General features: G+C 30.1%; 20 protein-coding genes. 13 read left to right on the top strand and 7 right to left on the bottom strand.

Features of this window, described 5'->3' with window-relative positions:
* Positions 1 to 311: 311 nt before the first annotated feature.
* The 5 genes from KPL44_RS15055 (at position 312) to KPL44_RS15035 (ending at position 5,672) form a co-directional block, all read left to right on the top strand.
* Positions 312 to 1,520, top strand: coding sequence for a GGDEF domain-containing protein (locus tag KPL44_RS15055; RefSeq protein ID WP_216251939.1), 1,209 nt, complete (start codon positions 312 to 314; stop codon positions 1,518 to 1,520).
* Positions 1,521 to 1,684: 164 nt separating this feature from the next.
* Positions 1,685 to 2,095, top strand: a complete 411-nt coding sequence (locus tag KPL44_RS15050; protein WP_216251937.1) for a peptide deformylase — start codon at positions 1,685 to 1,687, stop codon at positions 2,093 to 2,095.
* Positions 2,096 to 2,541: 446 nt separating this feature from the next.
* The gene (gene clpX / locus KPL44_RS15045; protein WP_216251935.1) at positions 2,542 to 3,780 is read left to right on the top strand and encodes an ATP-dependent Clp protease ATP-binding subunit ClpX; all 1,239 of its coding nucleotides are present in this window, start codon (positions 2,542 to 2,544) and stop codon (positions 3,778 to 3,780) included.
* A 204-nt stretch (positions 3,781 to 3,984) separates the two neighbouring features.
* The gene (locus tag KPL44_RS15040) at positions 3,985 to 4,731 is read left to right on the top strand and encodes a class I SAM-dependent methyltransferase (protein ID WP_216251932.1); all 747 of its coding nucleotides are present in this window, start codon (positions 3,985 to 3,987) and stop codon (positions 4,729 to 4,731) included.
* Positions 4,732 to 4,769: 38 nt separating this feature from the next.
* Complete coding sequence (locus tag KPL44_RS15035; RefSeq protein WP_216251929.1) at positions 4,770 to 5,672, top strand: GNAT family N-acetyltransferase; 903 nt, start codon at positions 4,770 to 4,772, stop codon at positions 5,670 to 5,672.
* Between the two features lie 323 nt (positions 5,673 to 5,995).
* Here the strand turns inward: KPL44_RS15035 and KPL44_RS15030 are convergent, their stop codons facing one another.
* The 4 genes from KPL44_RS15030 to KPL44_RS15015 all read right to left on the bottom strand — a co-directional run bounded on the left by KPL44_RS15030 (position 5,996) and on the right by KPL44_RS15015 (position 8,696).
* The gene (locus KPL44_RS15030) at positions 5,996 to 6,637 is read right to left on the bottom strand and encodes an ABC-2 transporter permease (protein WP_216251926.1); all 642 of its coding nucleotides are present in this window, start codon (positions 6,635 to 6,637) and stop codon (positions 5,996 to 5,998) included.
* Positions 6,637 to 7,497, bottom strand: a complete 861-nt coding sequence (locus tag KPL44_RS15025; protein WP_216251923.1) for an ABC transporter ATP-binding protein — start codon at positions 7,495 to 7,497, stop codon at positions 6,637 to 6,639. Before KPL44_RS15025 ends, KPL44_RS15030 begins: the two co-directional genes overlap by 1 nt.
* Positions 7,498 to 7,663: 166 nt before the next feature.
* Positions 7,664 to 8,032 (bottom strand): HsmA family protein, encoded by a 369-nt coding sequence (locus KPL44_RS15020; protein WP_216251921.1) that lies wholly within the window; start codon positions 8,030 to 8,032, stop codon positions 7,664 to 7,666.
* Between the two features lie 109 nt (positions 8,033 to 8,141).
* On the bottom strand, positions 8,142 to 8,696 hold the full coding sequence (locus KPL44_RS15015; protein WP_216251919.1) for a TetR/AcrR family transcriptional regulator: 555 nt from the start codon (positions 8,694 to 8,696) through the stop codon (positions 8,142 to 8,144).
* A gap of 263 nt (positions 8,697 to 8,959) precedes the next feature.
* Between KPL44_RS15015 and KPL44_RS15010 the strand changes: the two genes are divergently transcribed.
* Together KPL44_RS15010 and KPL44_RS15005 are read left to right on the top strand one after the other, a co-directional pair.
* Positions 8,960 to 10,321: a sn-glycerol-1-phosphate dehydrogenase gene (locus KPL44_RS15010; protein ID WP_253201793.1), complete on the top strand. Its 1,362-nt coding sequence runs from the start codon at positions 8,960 to 8,962 to the stop codon at positions 10,319 to 10,321.
* A 262-nt stretch (positions 10,322 to 10,583) separates the two neighbouring features.
* A complete protein-coding gene (locus tag KPL44_RS15005; protein WP_216251916.1) occupies positions 10,584 to 11,150 on the top strand; it encodes a recombinase family protein in 567 nt (188 codons plus the stop codon).
* Between the two features lie 110 nt (positions 11,151 to 11,260).
* Here the strand turns inward: KPL44_RS15005 and KPL44_RS15000 are convergent, their stop codons facing one another.
* The 3 genes from KPL44_RS15000 to KPL44_RS14990 all read right to left on the bottom strand — a co-directional run bounded on the left by KPL44_RS15000 (position 11,261) and on the right by KPL44_RS14990 (position 15,201).
* Complete coding sequence (locus KPL44_RS15000) at positions 11,261 to 12,373, bottom strand: GerAB/ArcD/ProY family transporter (RefSeq protein WP_216251913.1); 1,113 nt, start codon at positions 12,371 to 12,373, stop codon at positions 11,261 to 11,263.
* 31 nt (positions 12,374 to 12,404) lie between these two features.
* Positions 12,405 to 13,574, bottom strand: a complete 1,170-nt coding sequence (locus KPL44_RS14995) for a Ger(x)C family spore germination protein (RefSeq protein WP_216251910.1) — start codon at positions 13,572 to 13,574, stop codon at positions 12,405 to 12,407.
* Between the two features lie 73 nt (positions 13,575 to 13,647).
* Positions 13,648 to 15,201 carry a spore germination protein gene (locus KPL44_RS14990; protein ID WP_216251908.1) on the bottom strand — a complete coding sequence of 518 codons (1,554 nt, stop codon included), beginning with the start codon at positions 15,199 to 15,201 and terminating at the stop codon, positions 13,648 to 13,650.
* A gap of 324 nt (positions 15,202 to 15,525) precedes the next feature.
* Between KPL44_RS14990 and KPL44_RS14985 the strand changes: the two genes are divergently transcribed.
* The 6 genes from KPL44_RS14985 to KPL44_RS14965 all read left to right on the top strand — a co-directional run.
* A complete protein-coding gene (locus tag KPL44_RS14985; RefSeq protein ID WP_216251906.1) occupies positions 15,526 to 16,122 on the top strand; it encodes a GNAT family N-acetyltransferase in 597 nt (198 codons plus the stop codon).
* Positions 16,123 to 16,142: 20 nt separating this feature from the next.
* A complete protein-coding gene (locus tag KPL44_RS14980) occupies positions 16,143 to 16,289 on the top strand; it encodes a hypothetical protein (protein ID WP_216251902.1) in 147 nt (48 codons plus the stop codon).
* Positions 16,276 to 16,698: a hypothetical protein gene (locus tag KPL44_RS14975; protein ID WP_216251899.1), complete on the top strand. Its 423-nt coding sequence runs from the start codon at positions 16,276 to 16,278 to the stop codon at positions 16,696 to 16,698. Before KPL44_RS14980 ends, KPL44_RS14975 begins: the two co-directional genes overlap by 14 nt.
* A gap of 29 nt (positions 16,699 to 16,727) precedes the next feature.
* Entirely contained in the window at positions 16,728 to 17,132 is a 405-nt protein-coding gene (locus KPL44_RS14970; protein ID WP_216251897.1) for an FMN-binding protein, read from the top strand.
* Between the two features lie 177 nt (positions 17,133 to 17,309).
* On the top strand, positions 17,310 to 17,441 hold the full coding sequence (locus tag KPL44_RS26205) for a hypothetical protein (RefSeq protein ID WP_407935017.1): 132 nt from the start codon (positions 17,310 to 17,312) through the stop codon (positions 17,439 to 17,441).
* Between the two features lie 22 nt (positions 17,442 to 17,463).
* Positions 17,464 to 17,784, top strand: a 321-nt coding sequence (locus KPL44_RS14965) for a carboxyl transferase domain-containing protein (protein WP_301182968.1), incomplete at its 3' end; no start/stop codon positions are given.

Below are 17,784 nucleotides of genomic sequence, written 5' to 3'. Positions count from 1 at the left end.
AATAGAAGTTTTGATAACATAGATTCACCTAATATATTTTAAATAGGATATTAAAGAAATGAACATGGGACTAAGTGTCATGCACTTAGTATGTTAAAACAAAGCTATTGATTTAATATGTTGTAACTTTTATGGCCAGATAGTTATTAAATGTTTAGTAGTATATATTTTAATACCAAAATTGATTATAATGTTAGCATGAAAGTAAATATGAAGCAGGTGAGCTAATTTAGGTACATGAAAAACGTAAAAAATAATTGAAGAAAACAAAAGTGATTAACTAAAGTAAGAAAATGGAAGGAAGGGCGCTTATGGATTTACTATTTGAAATAACTATTGCTCTTTTGAATACATTATTGAATCACACAATGCTTACAAGAAAAAAATCTGTTACCTTTTGCGTGGTGACATTTGTAATAAATTCCGCCATCGTAATGGCTGCGCTTAATGGTCTTCAGCATTTTAAAACTAATATTACTTTATTTAAATACGGTTTTTATTTTATAATGTTTCTGTATATAGTGTATATTTACTTGGTGTTTAAGGAATCTCTTGCTAAAAAGCTATTCGTAATGTTTAGCACATGGGTGATTTCGGCTATGATATTTATTATTTCAGTAGAAGTTGCTAAACTGTTTTCTGATTATGAATTTCTGCTCTATTTTGAATTCGGTATAATATTTTTGCTTCAAACAATATTACTTTTGTTCTTAGCTAGGCCTTGGTTTCGTGAGAATTATAGGAGAATACTATTGCTTGTGCAAGATAATACAGTTAATTTGATGTCCATCTATATGATTATTGCATTTTTGTTACTGGTTAATAACACGACTGTTATGGATATCAAGCTAAGAAATTTATCGACGGTTTATGATTTGATGCTGTTATTTGTTTTTATTATCCTGGGATATGTAATAGTATTTACGGGCATTTCGTCTTCATCTAAAAATGTGCTACTTCAGCAGAGTGTGGAAATTGCGGAAAAAAGATCCGAGATTAATTTTAAAATCGCTAATTTTGACGCACTTACAGGGGCTGACTCTAGATTAAGCATACTGAACAAAATAACAGAAGCAATCATTGATCATGATAAAAATTTAAAAAAATTTGCAATTTTGGTGATTGATGTCGATAAGTTTAAATTTACAAACGATAAATATGGACATAGGGCAGGGGATGAGGCCTTGAAATGCCTGGTGCAGAAAATTAACGCCTGCATTAGAGAATCAGATTCCATCGGAAGATTTGGAGGAGATGAATTTGTAATTCTTCTAAGGTATATTTATACAGAAGCTGATATTGAAGCGATGATTGTCAGAATATTTGAGTTAGTTAAGATATCACTTGTTTTTAATAAACAAGAGATACAGAATAATTTGAGCATTGGGATAAGTATATTTCCAGATTGTTCGCGGAATTTGGAAATATTGATTGAACAAGCCGATCTTGCTATGTATGAAGCAAAACAAATAGAGGAAAGTAGTTATTGCTTTTTTCACAAAAACATGATATCTCCATAAGAATATCATAGTATTTCTACGTTGATAGAAATAACTAAGGAAAGGGGATAGTATTCTGTAAAATATGAACTTGTATCGTTATACTGGAATATAGGTAAAATGATAAAAGAAGATATAATTAAATGTGATATAATAAAAAAGATAAATATAAAGGAGTATAACATATGGTTAAATCAATTATGAAAGACATATTCTTTCTTAATCAAAAATCAGAACCTGCTACAAAAGCAGATGTTCAGGTGATACAGGATTTGCTTGATACGCTTAAAGCAAATAAAGAAGGCTGTGTAGGAATGGCAGCGAATATGATTGGTGTAAAAAAAAGAATTATTGTGATCAGTATGGGCGATATGAACGTTCCGATGATTAACCCTGTGATAGTGAATAAATCGGGTCAATATGAAACAGAAGAAGGATGTCTTTCACTTATAGGTGTTAGAAAAACTAATAGATTCAAAGTGATAGAAGTAGCGTATTTTGATTCGGGATTTAAAAAGCGAAGGGAAAAATACTCAGGATGGATTGCTCAAATTATTCAACATGAAGTAGACCATTGTGATGGGATAGTCATATAGAAAAAAGATAACACTAAACATTATATTCTTCTTACTGTTTATAATATATTCTATAAAAAATTATCTGATGAAAGAGTTAATCATACATATAAAACTGCACAGGTTATCGAACCTGTGCTTTTGGGCTTTTTGTTTAGGATAGAAAGCTTTAATGAAATAAATTCTATGATAAAAAATAAGGAGACTACTAAAAAAGATGAAGTTCTTATTAGTCTTTTTTAGTAGTCTATGTTAAAATTATTAAAAGCTATATAAATAGAATTGATGTTAGATATCCTATAAGCGAAGAAATTCAACGTGGTTTATTTACCACAAGTAATATACAGAATAGGAAAAATACTCAATCACTTGCTAAACATCTGAATACTATGAAAATGATGAAAAAAAACTTTAGAAAAAATAGCAAGTTTAAAAGGTAGTATAAATTTAAAAGGATGGTGCATTAAATGTTAAATAAACGTAGTATAGCAATAAACCCACAGCAAGGAGAGGAAGTTCGCGAAAATATAACATCAGAAGAAACAAGGGTAACACTAACACCCAAAATGATAAAAGAACTATTAGATCAGTCTATAATAGGCCAAGAAGGGGCTAAAATAGAGTTATCTATAGAATTACATAATCATATGATAAAGATTGCAACTGGTATAGATATAGAAAAGCATAACATATTACTAACTGGACCAACAGGTACTGGAAAAACTTTACTAGCCAAAAAATTATCAGAGATTGCCCAAGTACCATTTGTTATTGGTGATGCTACAAGTTTGACCGAGGCTGGATATGTTGGTGATGATATTGAGAGTATGATATACTCGCTTTTAGTAAGGGCAGACGGCGATATTGAACTTGCTCAGAAAGGAATTATATTTATTGATGAACTTGATAAGATAGCCAAAAAGGGTGAGACCATGACTATTACAAGAGATGTATCAGGTGAAGGAGTTCAGCAAGGTTTACTTAAGATGGTTGAAGGTAGTATTGTTAGAGTACCAGAAGGTGGAGGTCGTAAAAATCCTACAAGTAAAATGATTGAGATAAATACAACTAATATTTTATTTATTGCAGGTGGATCTTTTGATGGTATTGAAACTATTGTCGAAAATCGTCTTAAATTCAGTCCAAATAATAAATTAAAGCAGTTTAGTAAGCCAGGAATTGTTAGATCAGTTGGCTTTGATGTATCAAGCACTGTAGAATCTACTGTAGAGAATTATGAAAAAGATTATAAATATACGAAGTATCTTAGATCAAACATAATTAAAAAAGATTTGCAGGAGTTTGGATTAATTCCAGAATTACTTGGTAGATTTCAAGTATTATCAAATTTAGATCCATTATCAAGAGATAATCTTATTGAAGTACTTAAGCTTGATACTAGTGTATTTGAACAGTATAGAAAGATATTTGCTTATTTGGGTAAAAATCTTGAGTTTAACAATAATTGTTTTGAAGCAATTGCAGATATTGCTATTGAAGAAAAGATGGGTGCTAGAGGACTAGTTAGTATTGTTTCAAGAGTTTTAAGAGATTTAAGATTTGATGCTCCTTCTGAAGACACTAAAGATTACTATATAGACAAAGAATATATACTTAATGTTTATGATAAGCTAAATAAAGATTTGCCTATAATAACAGATATAGATATTAAAGTAGAATCACAAGTAGCAAGTGAACAATTATAAGCTTCAAAGCAATATATTGAATACTTGTTTAGGATGGACGCTCAATAAAATAAGTTTACAATCATTAAATTAAAATGATTGTAAACTTATTTTTTTATAGATATACTTAACGGCTATTTCTAAATGGTAGAATACGAATATATGGTATATAATGTATTTATAGGTTGCTAAATCTTATTTAATACTTTAAGAGGAGTTGAGTTTATGTCTAATGTTCAAAACATATATGATAACGAAATCTTTTTCGAAGGATACAAGAAGCTTCGCAATAATAAAATTAATTATAACAACATACAGGAAAAACCTTCAATGCAAAGTTTGCTTCCAGATATGGTCGGAAAAACTATACTTGATTTAGGCTGCGGCTTTGGAGAAAATTGTGTTGATTTCTTAAATAGGGGTGCTGCAAGGGTTGTAGGTGTTGATATCTCAGAAAAAATGCTATCAATTGCAAAAGTTGATAATGCCTTTGAAAATATTGAATACATACACCTTGATATGAATGAGATAAACACAATACATGAGAAGTTTGATATAGTATATAGTTCCCTTGCTTTTCATTATGTTAAATCTTTTAGTAAATTACTTAGAGACATAAATTATTTACTTAAAGATGATGGCTTACTTATTTATTCACAAGAACATCCACTTACCACAGCTCCCAAACAAGGGCCAATATGGACGTTGGATGAAAATAAAAAACCTTTGTTTTATAATCTTTCTAACTATATGGAAAGTGGTGAACGTAGTGTGAAATGGTTTGTTGAAGGTGTAATAAAATATCATAGACCATTTTCCGAAATTGTAAACACTCTAATCGAAACGGGATTTAAAATAGAAACAATGCTTGAACCATTACCAGACAAGGAAGCTTTAGAACTTATACCGAACATGAAAAAAGATATCCATAAACCAAATTTTTTATTAATTAAAGCTGTAAAAATGCAATAACAAAGATATAAAAGTTGTAAGTAAATAGGGGGAATAAATTGAAATATAAATATATAAAAATTAATGATAAAAAGTATAAATTTATTATTGGAACTGGTGAAGATGATAAATTTAGAATAAGTTTTAACTCTTTAACTAAGAAGACATTTGGATTTAATTTTGAACAGTGGTACCAATACGGATACTGGAAAAATCAATTTTTACCTTATTCACTCATGGATGGAGACGTGGTTGTTTCTAATGTATCAGTAAACATAATGGACTTTGAGGTTTTTGGAAAATCAAAACGGTATATTCAATTAGGAACTGTTATGACCGATGTTGCCTATAGAAATAAGGGACTTAGTAGAGTAATAATGGAGAAGATTATTGAAGAATGGAAAGATAAATGCGATTTGCTTTATTTATTTGCTAATGATTCAGTACTCAATTTTTATCCGAAATTTGGGTTTGATATATTGAAACAATATCAATGTACAAAACTGATAAGTAAAAGGGGTGAAAATGGACTTGTAAAAAAATTAGATATGACTAATGAATGTGACAGAGCTCTGGTATATGATAAAGCCAATACTCTTTCTTCATTAGCTAAAATTTCTATGTGTGGTAATGCGGAATTGATTATGTTTTATTGTACTTTGGATATGACTGACAGTGTTTATTATATTCAAGATTATGATGCAGTTATAATTGCAAATTTTGAGGGAGATACAATGGAAGTACTAAATGTCTTTTGCAAAGAAGATATTTCGTTAGATAAAATACTTGATTATTTGGTAGATGAAAACATAAAAAGGGAAAAACTTTATTTTACACCAAAAGAAACTGATTCTTATTTAATTATGCCAATAGAAGGAGAGGGTACTTTATTTGCTCTAGGTGAAGGTACACTGTTACTTGCGAATAATCAATTTATGTTTCCAAAGTTATCACACACTTAAATAGATAAGCAGTAATCATAATATAGATTTTAATTGTGGCATTAGCCTAAGCATTAGCTAATGCCATTTCAATTTCTATTTAAAGATATAGTAATTGTAATGTGGTATAAAAATCAAATCATAGAAGCTGAGGAGAATAATATATTTCATAGGTGTTATTTATAGAAATTTTTTTCAGCTAAGTCTTACTTTTTTGGATTATCTTTAAAGTGCTTATAAGTTAAATATACAAAAGGAAGCAGCACAAATAATGTTATTACTATGGGTTGTAAAGCTTGCATAGGTATGACTCCTTTCTCGAAATGAAATAAGTTATGCAGCAGTTATAGTAATTCTTTCTTTGAGTAAATTTTTATAGATACATTCATGGAAATAAAGATAATAGAAATTATAGCCACAATCAGTATCAGGTACTGGGCAAACATAGGCATTACAGACAATCCCGTTAAATCGAGTTTGATATTGATTTTTATTAATAAAACCATTAAGGATGGGGCTCCCATAATCACTAAGACGAAGAAATACTTTGTTTTTTCAAAGCCTAATTTATATTGTATGGGTGTATATATACCAAATAGAATTACTGAAATCAGCATAGCAATAAGGTAAGTGGATAGTGTAAGGTATTCAATTTTGGCAAATAGCAGCGCTAATACGTTATATACTGCACAGCAATAAGCAAATGGTAACAATAGAAACACATATCTTGCTTTTACAAGAGTACTGCGAGAGTAAGGCGTAGCACATAGCAAAGCTTCAGCTTTAGGGTATTTCATTTCTGCCATCAAAACATATTGATACAACATAAACACCGTAAAAATCACTGACATAACAAAAGCACTTAAACCCAAAAGCTGGGATGCTTGTATCATCATAAGAATTGGTATAGCAATTGGTATAAGTATCATAAGTAGCAAATATTTTTTTATAAGTAAAAAGTCTTTTTTAACAAGATGAAACAACATTATTTTCCCCCTCCTTCTACATAACCAAGCATAATATCTTCTATAGTAGGCCTTTCAATCAATATGTCTTTCATGCTATTTTGAACTTGAGATAATTTATTGGTGATACCAGTAAATCCAAATCTTGATTCTTGAATATTTAAGAATAGTTTTCTTGTGTCAACAGTCAAATCTTTGTTATCACCTTTTACTAATTTATGAGTATCAATCAATGCATCCTTCTCTTCATCAAACAAAATCTTGCCATTATTAATAAGAATTATCATATCAGCAATTTTATCAAGATCTGAAGTGATGTGCGTTGAAAAGAAGACGCTTTTATTGCCTTGTTTCATATAATCCGTCAAGATATTCATAAGCTGGCTACGGATTAAGGGATCAAGTCCACTAGTAGGTTCGTCCATAATAAGTAAGTCTGCCTGATGAGAAAGTGCCAAAGTCAATGCGAACTTCATACTCATACCTTTTGAAAGTGTTGAAATCTTCTGGCGTGGATTTAGCGAAAAACGTTCCATATAGGTTTTATAATCTCGTTCATTCCAACTAGAATATGCCGGTGCGATAATGCTTTTCATCTCTTTCATTGACAATTCATCATAAAAGCAACCACCATCCAGTACAACTCCAATACGGTTTTTTAACTCGTGCTCGTGTTTATCCATATCTTTACCAAAGAATTTGACAGTACCGAAATTTCTCATTATAAGACCAAGTATGGTCTTGATAGTGGTTGTTTTACCGGACCCATTAATGACTATAAAGCCGGTAATACACTCTTCCTGTAAAGAAAAATCAACATCAGAAATGGCAAAATCACCATAAGATTTATTTAAACCTGAGACTTCTAATACATTGCTCATTGTTCATTCTCCTCATATAGAATATCCATCATTTAAGACACGACTTTTGTCAAGATGTAATTTCAGCTTTAAAAATTAAGAATGACAATAAAACCGATTATGTTTTAACATAGTCGGTTTTATTGATTTAATATGATTTATAAGCATAATTTTATAAAATCTAACTTTAGTGCGACACACCCAAAATTGCGCCTGAAATAAAGGGTATTAGCCAAATAATCCATACAATAATACTAAATTTATGGAAATTAACCTTAGCTTTTTCATCATTCTTAATTAAAACAATTGTTGCCCAAAGTGCATGTAAAAGCATTAGAATTATTGCTAATAAACCTGTTACAGCGTGGAAGTTAATTTGAAAACCCTCATTAACAATTTTACTCATAAGTGTTGTTCCTAAAGTATCAAATACTAACCCCAAGTAAAAAACCAGCAAATGCCATTTTTTTAATTTACCTTGCTTTTTTTCACTCCATACACCGATTGTATAAAATATAAGTGCTAATGAAATAGAAATAATTGCACAAATTAACATAATAATACCTCCTAAATTAGAGTTTGTTATAATTTAACTCAATATGAACACTGTTCATTTAAAGTTAAAAAATTACTTTAACCAATATTTTAAAAAATCTATATATTGATTAAAGTAATTCTTTAAGAATCCTTTCAAAGGATGAATATTTAAAGACGGGCATCTGCACCATTGTAATATAGTTCATTAATATAAATTTAGCTGCTTCATAAGAATCTAATCTAAGCTTAATTTTATTATTTTCTGCTTCTTTTAATAAAATTTTTTCTATCATAATTACTAATTTTTCTATATAAATATTTTGTTTTTCTAAGCTTCTTTTAATGCAGTCAGGATTTTCGTAAAGTTCGGGTTTAAGCCATACCTCTTTAAATGTTTTAATAAAAATGCTTAGTTTATTAAATATTTCATTTAACTTAATATATAATGTATCATCTGAATTCAATATATCTTCAAATATATAGAAGTGCTCTTTCCAATAATCAGTCATCATTTCAATAATAAGGTCTTCTTTAGTTGAATAATAATTATATATTGTACCAAGTGCAATACCACATTTGGCGGACAAATTTCTCATACTAAATCTCGTGTATCCTTCATTATATAGAATTTCTTTTGCTTTACTTAATATAAGCTGCTCAGGATTTTCAATTATTTTTGACAAATATAACACCTTCTAAAATAGATTATAAAACTGACATGAACATAGTTCATTTTAAATTAATTGATTTTACTTGTCAATATAATCTTAGCCTTATACTATAAGAAAATAAAATGGTTTTTATGGAAAAGATTTTGGTAGTATACTAGTGAGAGAAAAGATTATTTATATGAATAAAAAAAACAAACTTATAAACATAATAAATACTAAAAATAGTGCTTTTAAAAAAGGTAATCAAAGAATAAATAAAATTTAAGGAGAAAAAAATGATGATAGATTTAGAAACTCTAAGCGTAGAAGAAATGACTGGTCTTAATTACATGTGCTCATGTGGCAAAAATCATAGTGTAGGGATAGAAACTATAAAGGTTGGAAGTGGAGTTATAAGTCAGTTACCAATTGTAATCAAACGTTATGAAGGCAAAAAAGTGTTCATTATAGAAGATATTCATACTTCTGATGTTGCAGGTGAAAAAGTGGAAGATTTATTAAAAAACAAGTTTAAAGTAAGCAAATATATATTTAAAGAAGAACATTTACATCCTAATGAATTATCTTTTGGTAAATTGCTATTAGAAATTCCAATAGATACGTCAATTATAATTGCAGTAGGATCTGGTACTATTAATGATATTTCAAGGTTCCTTAGTTATAAAATCGGTATTCCATATGTAATTGTAGGGACAGCACCATCAATGGATGGTTATGCCTCAGTGGTTTCTCCGCTTATTCGTGATGGTGTAAAAGTTACTTATGATGCGGCCTATCCACTCGCAATTGTCTGTGATATTGATATTATGAAGAGGGCTCCTATGCAGATGCTTCAGGCAGGCCTTGGAGATATCTTAGGTAAATATACAGCCTTAGCTGATTGGCATGTTGCAAACATTTTAAATGGTGAATATTTCTGCCCTGAGGTTGAAAAACTAGTCCTTAGTACTTTGAAAAAGTGCGAGCAGGCTTCAGGTGGAGTTACAAGCAGAGATTATAAAACTGTAGAAAATATAACTGAAGCATTAATTTTATCAGGGATTGCTATTGGCATGGTTGGAGCTTCAAGACCAGCCTCTGGTGGAGAACACTATATGTCACATTGTTTTGAGATGATGTTTATGAATAGTGGGAATAATACAAACTGGCTTCACGGTAATACTGTAGGTGTTGGTGTTGGCATTGTAGCTTATGCATATAAATATGCAAAGGATATAGATCTTAATGAACTACTTAAAAAGGGTGACTATTTACATCTAGATAAAAATAAGTGGATGAAAAACATAACAGATGTATTTACTATAAGTGGGGCAAACATTATTGAATTTAAGCAAGATAGTATTAATTTTAATGAGAAGGATAGAGAATTTTGTATGCAAAAGATAGTATCTAAGTGGAATCTTATAAAAAAAATTTGTGATGTATTCGTACCAGAACCTGAGCAAATAATTAAAACTTTGAAAAAAGCAGGTGCAGTGTGGAATCCTAAAGATTTGGGCTTTGATAAAGAAATATTTAGGAAAAGTTTTATTGCCGCAAAAGATATGCGTAATAGATATGGTATTCTTCAACTTCTTGAAGATATAGGAAAGCTTGATGATGCTGCCGATTATATAACAAAAATTTATTATAAATAAAGGAGGTATTGCTCTACTTAGCTCTATTTAAGGTAATCATGTTGAAATGTATTCGACATGATTACCTTTTTCTTTGTTCATGTGTTTGTTTGAGGTACATTACAAAGCAACATGGGATAAATTAGTTAAAACTGTTTGTTTGTAATTATATGTAAATTACCAAACAATTGTCCTTTACAGTATACTTTAAACGGAAAATATGTTAATATATAGTAAGATATAAGGCGAATATAGAGTTAATATAATAAAAGGGGTTGTTTATATGAACATTGCTTATACCAGGGTAAGTTCAAATCAGCAAAGTGACGACAGACAATTTTCAGAGCTTAAAACGTACAACATAGAAAAATGGTTCAATGAGAAATTAACTACAGTCGAAATACGCCCGCAATTAACTGCAATGATTGACTTTATAAGGCCCGGAGATACAATTTACGTATTAGATTTTAGTAGGCTCGCCAGGTCAACTAATGAACTTCTAGACATAGGTAAGCAGTTAGAAAGTAAAGGAATTAATTTAAGATGTGTTAATGAGAATTTAGATACAAGTACTGTCGCTGGTAAACTTATGTTTACTATGATCGAATCAATTAGCGAGTTTCAAAAGGCTACTTTATTAGAACGTCAAAAAAAAGGTATTGCCGTTGCAAAAGCAAATGGAAAATATAAAGGCCGTAAAAAGATAAATTATCCATTGAATTGGGAAGAGATTTATAATAAGTATAAGGATAGAGAATTAACAGGGACTAGCGCAATGGAATTATTAAAACTTAAAAGAAATACTTTTTATAAACTGGTTGATGAATATAAAAAGACAAAAGCAGACTAATAGTGGTACAAAGTAATCCTACAATTATATGGTTGCAATTATAAAAACACAGAAAATTTTAATTGAAGGATTCACTTTCTATTCTTTGTATTAATCATTGCCGTACCTCATTATATTTTTTTATATACATTACGTTTTTTTGAAAACAAAACTTTTAAATAACACAAAATTAATGCAATGATTGGAATTATTATGGCTAATGGTAAATGAGTATATGTAGTTAAGAATTTACCTGACTGTATATGCTGAGGATAATTTGAAGATATCAATAGCGAAGTAATAAAAACCACGATACCCAAAGGTAGAGCTAAATATTTAGTGTCATTTAATTTTATTAGTTGAGAGACACCTAACATAGATCCATAGACAAAAAAACTCACCTTAATAAAACCGCCTATTATCATAAATAGAATAAAAAATACACCAAATCTACTAAAGACCTCACCTATTTTCATTATACGGTAGGTCTGAAGAAGGGGAAAGAGTGATGTGGATGCAAAATTTAACCCTAGTACTGATATAAACATTATAGTGTTACACGTAAGGAGTACTCCTAAAAATATAGTAGCTAACACTGCTGATTTTCTTACTCTAGATGATTCAGTGACTGATGGATATAGCATAGTTAATACTATACTCTCAGCATATGGAAAAGTAATGAGAGGCCAACCTTCTTTTATAACAGAAAATATACCTTTTTCAAGAACAGGTTTTAAATTATATAATTTTATTGTATCTGGCATAGAAAATAATAATACCCATTTCATCACAAATATAACCACAAACAAAATCAGAAAAACGAAACACACTCGTGATAAATTTTCAATTCCAGTGTATGTCCCATATATAACTGTAGACATAAATACTATTCCAATTATGTACATGGACATTCTAGGCATTACAGCAATTAGTATAATTTCGATAGTATCTCTTGTAATTCTTGCAGCTATATAGGCAAAGTAAATAATATATATTACGCTCAATGTATATCCTATTATTTTCCCGAATATTTTGGGCATGTATGTAACTATGGTATCCTTAGGATACTTTTTCCATAATTCAGTATAAATAAGTTGCAGTAAAATGCCTGGAAGTACATAAATAAGCATTGATATCCATGCGTCCTGCTTTGCTTCAGGGGTTATAAAAAAAAGAGCAGCAGTACCATAAGGCAACATTACAATGGCACCAAATAATTGATAAGCTGATATTTTTGTTTTCACTTAGGTTCCTCCTTCTTCAAAGGATTTTTAATCAATCCATAGGTTTAGATATATATCCTGGTCTCTTCAAACTAGAAATTACCTTTATTTCAATATTTAAATTAGGAAATATATCCTTCCATCGGTCCTTTATGCGCTCCCATTTTTCAGGATAATCTCTATATATCATTTCTCCAAATCCAAATATATCTGCACCAAACTTTTTTTGTGCTGCATATATAGCTAACTTAATCTCATTAGTAATAGCATCATTCTGTCTAATTTCTAATCTGTCCATTATTGCAGAGTTCTTCATTGGATTTAACTTGCCTGTCATCTCGGATATATTACTTTCTTCTTTTACGTTAATAAGCATTGTAAACGAATCAATCTTTAGTGAGGGTTTTATCTTACTACTTGATTTAATAATCTCAAAAGTTATTTTGCCTTCATCTAGTGATAATGTTGTTATGTAACCAAGTTCAACCTTACCATTTACCCATTGCATACCACGTGTTTCGTTCATGTCCATAAATCCTATAAGCTTATCTTTCTTAAAGATTGCAGTGCCAGCCAATTCGAATGTTTCATCTGAATTTTTACTTTTACTTAAATTAATAACACCTGTTACGGGCGAATCTGTCTTACTAGATAAGGAATTAGTAAAATCTAAGATTGAAACGTTCTTTGTAAAACCAAAACTTGATTGTAACCTTAATATATTATTTACTTCATTAGCAGGAATCTTCTCATGAACTGAGGTCGCCCTTATAATATCGAAAGCATTACCTTTTGTTACAATCAATGGAGTATCGGGTCCCATTTTGTAACCTCTTAATGCAGCATCTAATACTGTGGCTATACCTGACTCTGCTAGTTGCCTACCTACGACTACAAAATTTATATGACCATAATTCAGTTCCTTACCAAGCTTTGTGGTTAGCTTACCTTTACAATCAGAAATACTGTCACCTATAGTGTTAAAAACTACTACATCCGTAGCTTTCTGCTGACTCCCAGCTTTTTTTTCCATCATACTCCCACTTGGGTTTTTTTGTGGATTTAATATCTGAGCAGTTAATATGTATTTACCATCAGAGGTTATATCATATCCTATTGCCGCGGCTACAGCTAGTTTATCAAGTTCATCTTTTGTTCCCTTACAACCAGTTGTAAAAGTTGAAATCATGATTAATATGAAAATACAAATAAATCTTTTCATAAGGCACTCCTCATTTTTTTTTACTTATAGATTCTTTTTGTTCAATATTTATAGAAGCTGTTCTAACATCAGGTTATCTACGTGTAGTCTTCTTTCCTTTAATAACCCAGGATTTCTTAAGTTTTGTTAATAGGGGACTTCTTATAAATATATCCGTCAATTTTTTTCCTTGAATTGGAGCCATAGGGCTTAAATATGGAATACCATATGACCTTAATGATGTTAATCTCAAAAACAGTATTATTATTCCGCAAGTAAGGCCTACAAGCCCCAGTGTTCCACTGAGAACAAGAAATACTATTCTTGGATATGTAAGTGCCAAACTCATATCTGTTGATGGTAAAGCAAATGAGGATAATGCTGTAAGAGATATCACTATAACCATAGGTGTACTAGCAAGACCCGCTTCAACTGCTGCCTGACCTAATACCAATGCACCGACAACACTTATCGTCTGCCCCAGAGCCCTTGGCATCCTAATACCAGCTTCCCTAAGTAACTCATAGACACTTAACATTAATAAACACTCAACTAAAGCTGGATATGGTACACCAGCACGACTTTTTATTAAAGATACTATTAAAGAATCTGGAATAAGCTCAGGATGAAATGTTGTTATAGCTACATAAAATCCTGGTAAGGTCGTGGATATAAAAAATGCTATATAGCGAATCCATCTATTAAATGTGGCTGCAATAAAATTCAAATAATAATCCTCATTATTTAAGAAAAATTCTATAAAAAGTGAAGGTACAGTTAAAACTAAGGGAGTTCCATCAGTTAAAATAGCAACACGACCGCCTAGTAACTTACCTGCTATCACATCTGGCTTTTCTGTACTATATACGGTAGAAAAATTGCTTGTAGGCTCATCTCCTATGTATTCTTTTATATAGTTAGATTCCAATACTGAGTCTATATCAATTTTACCTATCCTTTCTTTTACCTCATTTACTATCTTAGGATTAGCTTTGTTTGAAAGGTAGACAATGGTAACTTTTGTTTTAGTCTCTCTTCCTATTCTAAATTCTTCTATTTTGAAATTCGCACTTTTGATTTTCTTTCTTAAAAGCGTTATGTTAGAGCCTATAGACTCTGTAAACCCTTCCCTAGGTCCTCTCAAAACAGTTTCAGATTGAGGTTCCGCTACATCCCTACCTGGAGGGTTGTTTATATCAATTATCATTGCTTCATTTAATCCATTTACAAATAAAACAACTTTACCATCTAATATTGAATTCACAACTATGCTTATATCTTGACATATATTGTTATCACTTATCCCAAGTAAGTACTGTGAATACTCCTTACTATTTGGAGGATAAGAAGATTCGACCTTTTTATTGATCAATCTTTCAATAATAGATTCTTCAAATATTGTTGTTTCTATCATATTATCAATATACACGAGAATAGCACTGAATTTTGAACTGCTTGTAATCTTCAATTCTCTTATAATTAAGTCAGTACATTTATCAAAAATATTATTTATATATTTTCTATTTTCTTCTAATTTATTAGAAATTTTCAAGTTTAAGTATTGTTCTTGAATGTTTTTATTACTTATGTCTTGATCTCTATTACTCTTTTCGCTTAAAGAAAAAATTTTTTTGATTGAGTTTAACATTAAATCATCCTCCATTTCACTATTTTGTGATTAATGAAGTTATTTATACCTATAATGGATTCTTTTTAAACATACTTGCAAATACCTCCTAACATAATAATATAAAATTAAATAACTATATTACTTTAAAAATAATTAATAGTGAAGTGATTATTTAATCTGATGTAGATAGAATATAAGTAAGTGTCCCGACTAAACCAAGTTGGTAATGAAAAAAGGGGAATTTATGAGATATGTAACGTAAAACTATTGTATACTGTTATGAATAGGTAACAATTAAAAAGATGTTATGTCACAATTTTTTATTAAAAAGGGGGTATAGAAATGATAAGGGACGCAAACTTAAATGATTTACCTGATATTTTAGAAATTTATAATGATGCAATATTACATACGACATCGATATATGCTTATAAATCTCATACTATTGAAGAGAGAATACAATGGTATGAAAAAAAGATTCAAGAGGGATATCCAATAATTGTGGTTGAAGAAAATAGTAAGGTTATTGGATTTGCCACATTTGGATCATTCAGACCCTTTCCAGCATTTAAATACACAATTGAACATTCTATTTACGTTCATGAAAAACACTGCAACAAGGGTATAGGGACCATACTACTTAAAGAGATAATAAGAATTTGTGATGAAAGGGGATTTGCAACCATGGTAGCTGGAATTGACAGTTCAAATGATAAAAGTATCAGAATGCATGAAAAGTTAGGGTTCAAGTATTCTGGTACTATAAATAAGGCTGGCTATAAATTTGGAAAGTGGCTTAATCTTGTTTTTTATCAACTAGAGCTTAAAGGTCCTAATAATCCAATAGAAGACGTAGTTTATGCTCAGAGTTTAAAGCATACGATGAATCAAAAAACTTTAAAGACTACAAACTCAAAGTATATACAAATCCTATATTAACTAAAATTGAAGTGCGAGACATGAGAGATTTATCTGAAGAAGTTAGAAATGAGACAATAAAGAAAACTATAGAAGAACTTATAAACAAGCCTTTTGATATTTTTAAACATCCACTTCACAAATCTATGATTATTCAAATAAATAATACACAATATGAATGCAACTGAGTATGCTCTTGGTGTTCTTTTAAGTAGTTTTGATTTGAAAATTTATGGTATGATTGAACAAGGTACAGATATTGCTGCCGCGGCAGTTTTAACCGGATTAATAACATTAGATCAAGCTATTAAGGAACTTACGTGCAATAGCATTTTAGAAAATACTATTGACGATGGAAACAATAATGCAGTCTATCTAAATTGTCCTATATTAACACCAATAGGTGTTGTTGAAGATGTGCTTGATATTTCTATAAATGGAGAAAAAAATATTAAAGATTTAAACGAATTTGTAATCAAAAACCAGGTGGTTATTTATCCTGATAATATTAATGAACTCAAAAACAGTGAATTTTATGATGCTAAACTTTATACACTTGGGAGCAGGTATAACGCTAGTAAGCAGAGACTTAGCTAATGACTTAAAAAAGTAAAGGAGAATTAATTATGCTAAATTTAAAAAAAATTATTTTAGGTGCAATTTGTGTTGTTGTGTTTACCGGTGCAATTTTTGGTGTAAAGTATTTAATTTCTATTCAGAAGTATAAGGAAATAATTAAGGAAATCAAAATTAGTTCTGTGGATTTATCAAAAGTTTCTAACGGAACATATACAGGATCTTGTGATGCTTTAGCTGTGGCAGCTACTGTTTCAGTTACAGTCAAGGATAACAAAATTGTTAAGATAACTATACTAAAACATAAGAATGAAAAAGGAAAACCAGCAGAAATTATTACAGAGAAGGTAACAAAGGCTCAAAGCTTGCAAGTAGACACTGTTACAGGAGCAACAAACAGCAGTAAGGTAATTCTAAAATCCATTGAAAATGCATTAAACTCCGGTAAATCATAAAAATAATTATTGAAAATTACAGTGAGGTTTTTTATGAAAATTTATGCTGTTAAAATTTTAAATATTACCCAAGAAAATTTAGATAATCTCTGTTTATTAATTAGTGCATAGAAACGATATAAAATTGAAAAATTCGTTAATAAGGAAGATAAAATTAGAAGCCTAATTGGTGAAATATTGATAAGATCTATAGTTGTTAGGGAACTGAATATTGCAAATGAATATATAACATTCCATAAAAATAAATATGGAAAGCCATGTTTAAAAGGATATCCACTAATCAATTTCAACATATCAAATTCTTTATAAAAAGGATTTGGAGAGTAGCATAATGACCTGTGATAATTGTAGAACCCATTTCAGAATAGGGTGTCGCGAAAGAATAGATTATACTATAGATAAGGGTACTTTTAAAGAATACGCTGAATTTATGATATCAGGTAACCCTATAGATTTTAAGGGATATACGGAGAAACTTCAAACTATACGTGATAAAACTTTATTAAACGAAGCAGTAATAACCGGAGAAGGAAAGATAAACGGGCAAGATACGCTAATTGCAGTGATGGATAGTAATTTTATGATGGGAAGTATGGGATCTGTAGTTGGAGAGAAAATTACGAGGGTCATTGAAAAAGCAACAGAGAGTAAA

This window comes from Clostridium sp. DSM 17811 (assembly GCF_018861905.1).
Classification (GTDB): domain Bacteria; phylum Bacillota; class Clostridia; order Clostridiales; family Clostridiaceae; genus Clostridium_AD; species Clostridium_AD frigoriphilum.
Note: the sequence above shows the minus strand (reverse complement) of the source record. Positions and strands in the feature narration are given on the sequence as shown.

Bases quoted from the DNA above. Each gene is read 5' to 3' on its own strand.
- KPL44_RS15050 (WP_216251937.1), top strand. From the start codon at position 1,685: ATGGTTAAATCAATTATGAAAGACATATTCTTTCTTAATCAAAAATCA.
- KPL44_RS15020 (WP_216251921.1), bottom strand. From the start codon at position 8,032: ATGTTAATTTGTGCAATTATTTCTATTTCATTAGCACTTATATTTTAT.
- KPL44_RS14990 (WP_216251908.1), bottom strand. From the start codon at position 15,201: ATGTTAAACTCAATCAAAAAAATTTTTTCTTTAAGCGAAAAGAGTAAT.
- KPL44_RS14995 (WP_216251910.1), bottom strand. From the start codon at position 13,574: ATGAAAAGATTTATTTGTATTTTCATATTAATCATGATTTCAACTTTT.
- KPL44_RS15025 (WP_216251923.1), bottom strand. From the start codon at position 7,497: ATGAGCAATGTATTAGAAGTCTCAGGTTTAAATAAATCTTATGGTGAT.
- KPL44_RS15055 (WP_216251939.1), top strand. From the start codon at position 312: ATGGATTTACTATTTGAAATAACTATTGCTCTTTTGAATACATTATTG.
- KPL44_RS15030 (WP_216251926.1), bottom strand. From the start codon at position 6,637: ATGTTGTTTCATCTTGTTAAAAAAGACTTTTTACTTATAAAAAAATAT.
- KPL44_RS14970 (WP_216251897.1), top strand. From the start codon at position 16,728: ATGCTAAATTTAAAAAAAATTATTTTAGGTGCAATTTGTGTTGTTGTG.
- KPL44_RS15005 (WP_216251916.1), top strand. From the start codon at position 10,584: ATGAACATTGCTTATACCAGGGTAAGTTCAAATCAGCAAAGTGACGAC.
- KPL44_RS14980 (WP_216251902.1), top strand. From the start codon at position 16,143: ATGAGAGATTTATCTGAAGAAGTTAGAAATGAGACAATAAAGAAAACT.
- KPL44_RS14975 (WP_216251899.1), top strand. From the start codon at position 16,276: ATGAATGCAACTGAGTATGCTCTTGGTGTTCTTTTAAGTAGTTTTGAT.
- KPL44_RS15010 (WP_253201793.1), top strand. From the start codon at position 8,960: ATGATGATAGATTTAGAAACTCTAAGCGTAGAAGAAATGACTGGTCTT.
- KPL44_RS15040 (WP_216251932.1), top strand. From the start codon at position 3,985: ATGTCTAATGTTCAAAACATATATGATAACGAAATCTTTTTCGAAGGA.
- KPL44_RS14985 (WP_216251906.1), top strand. From the start codon at position 15,526: ATGATAAGGGACGCAAACTTAAATGATTTACCTGATATTTTAGAAATT.
- clpX (WP_216251935.1), top strand. From the start codon at position 2,542: ATGTTAAATAAACGTAGTATAGCAATAAACCCACAGCAAGGAGAGGAA.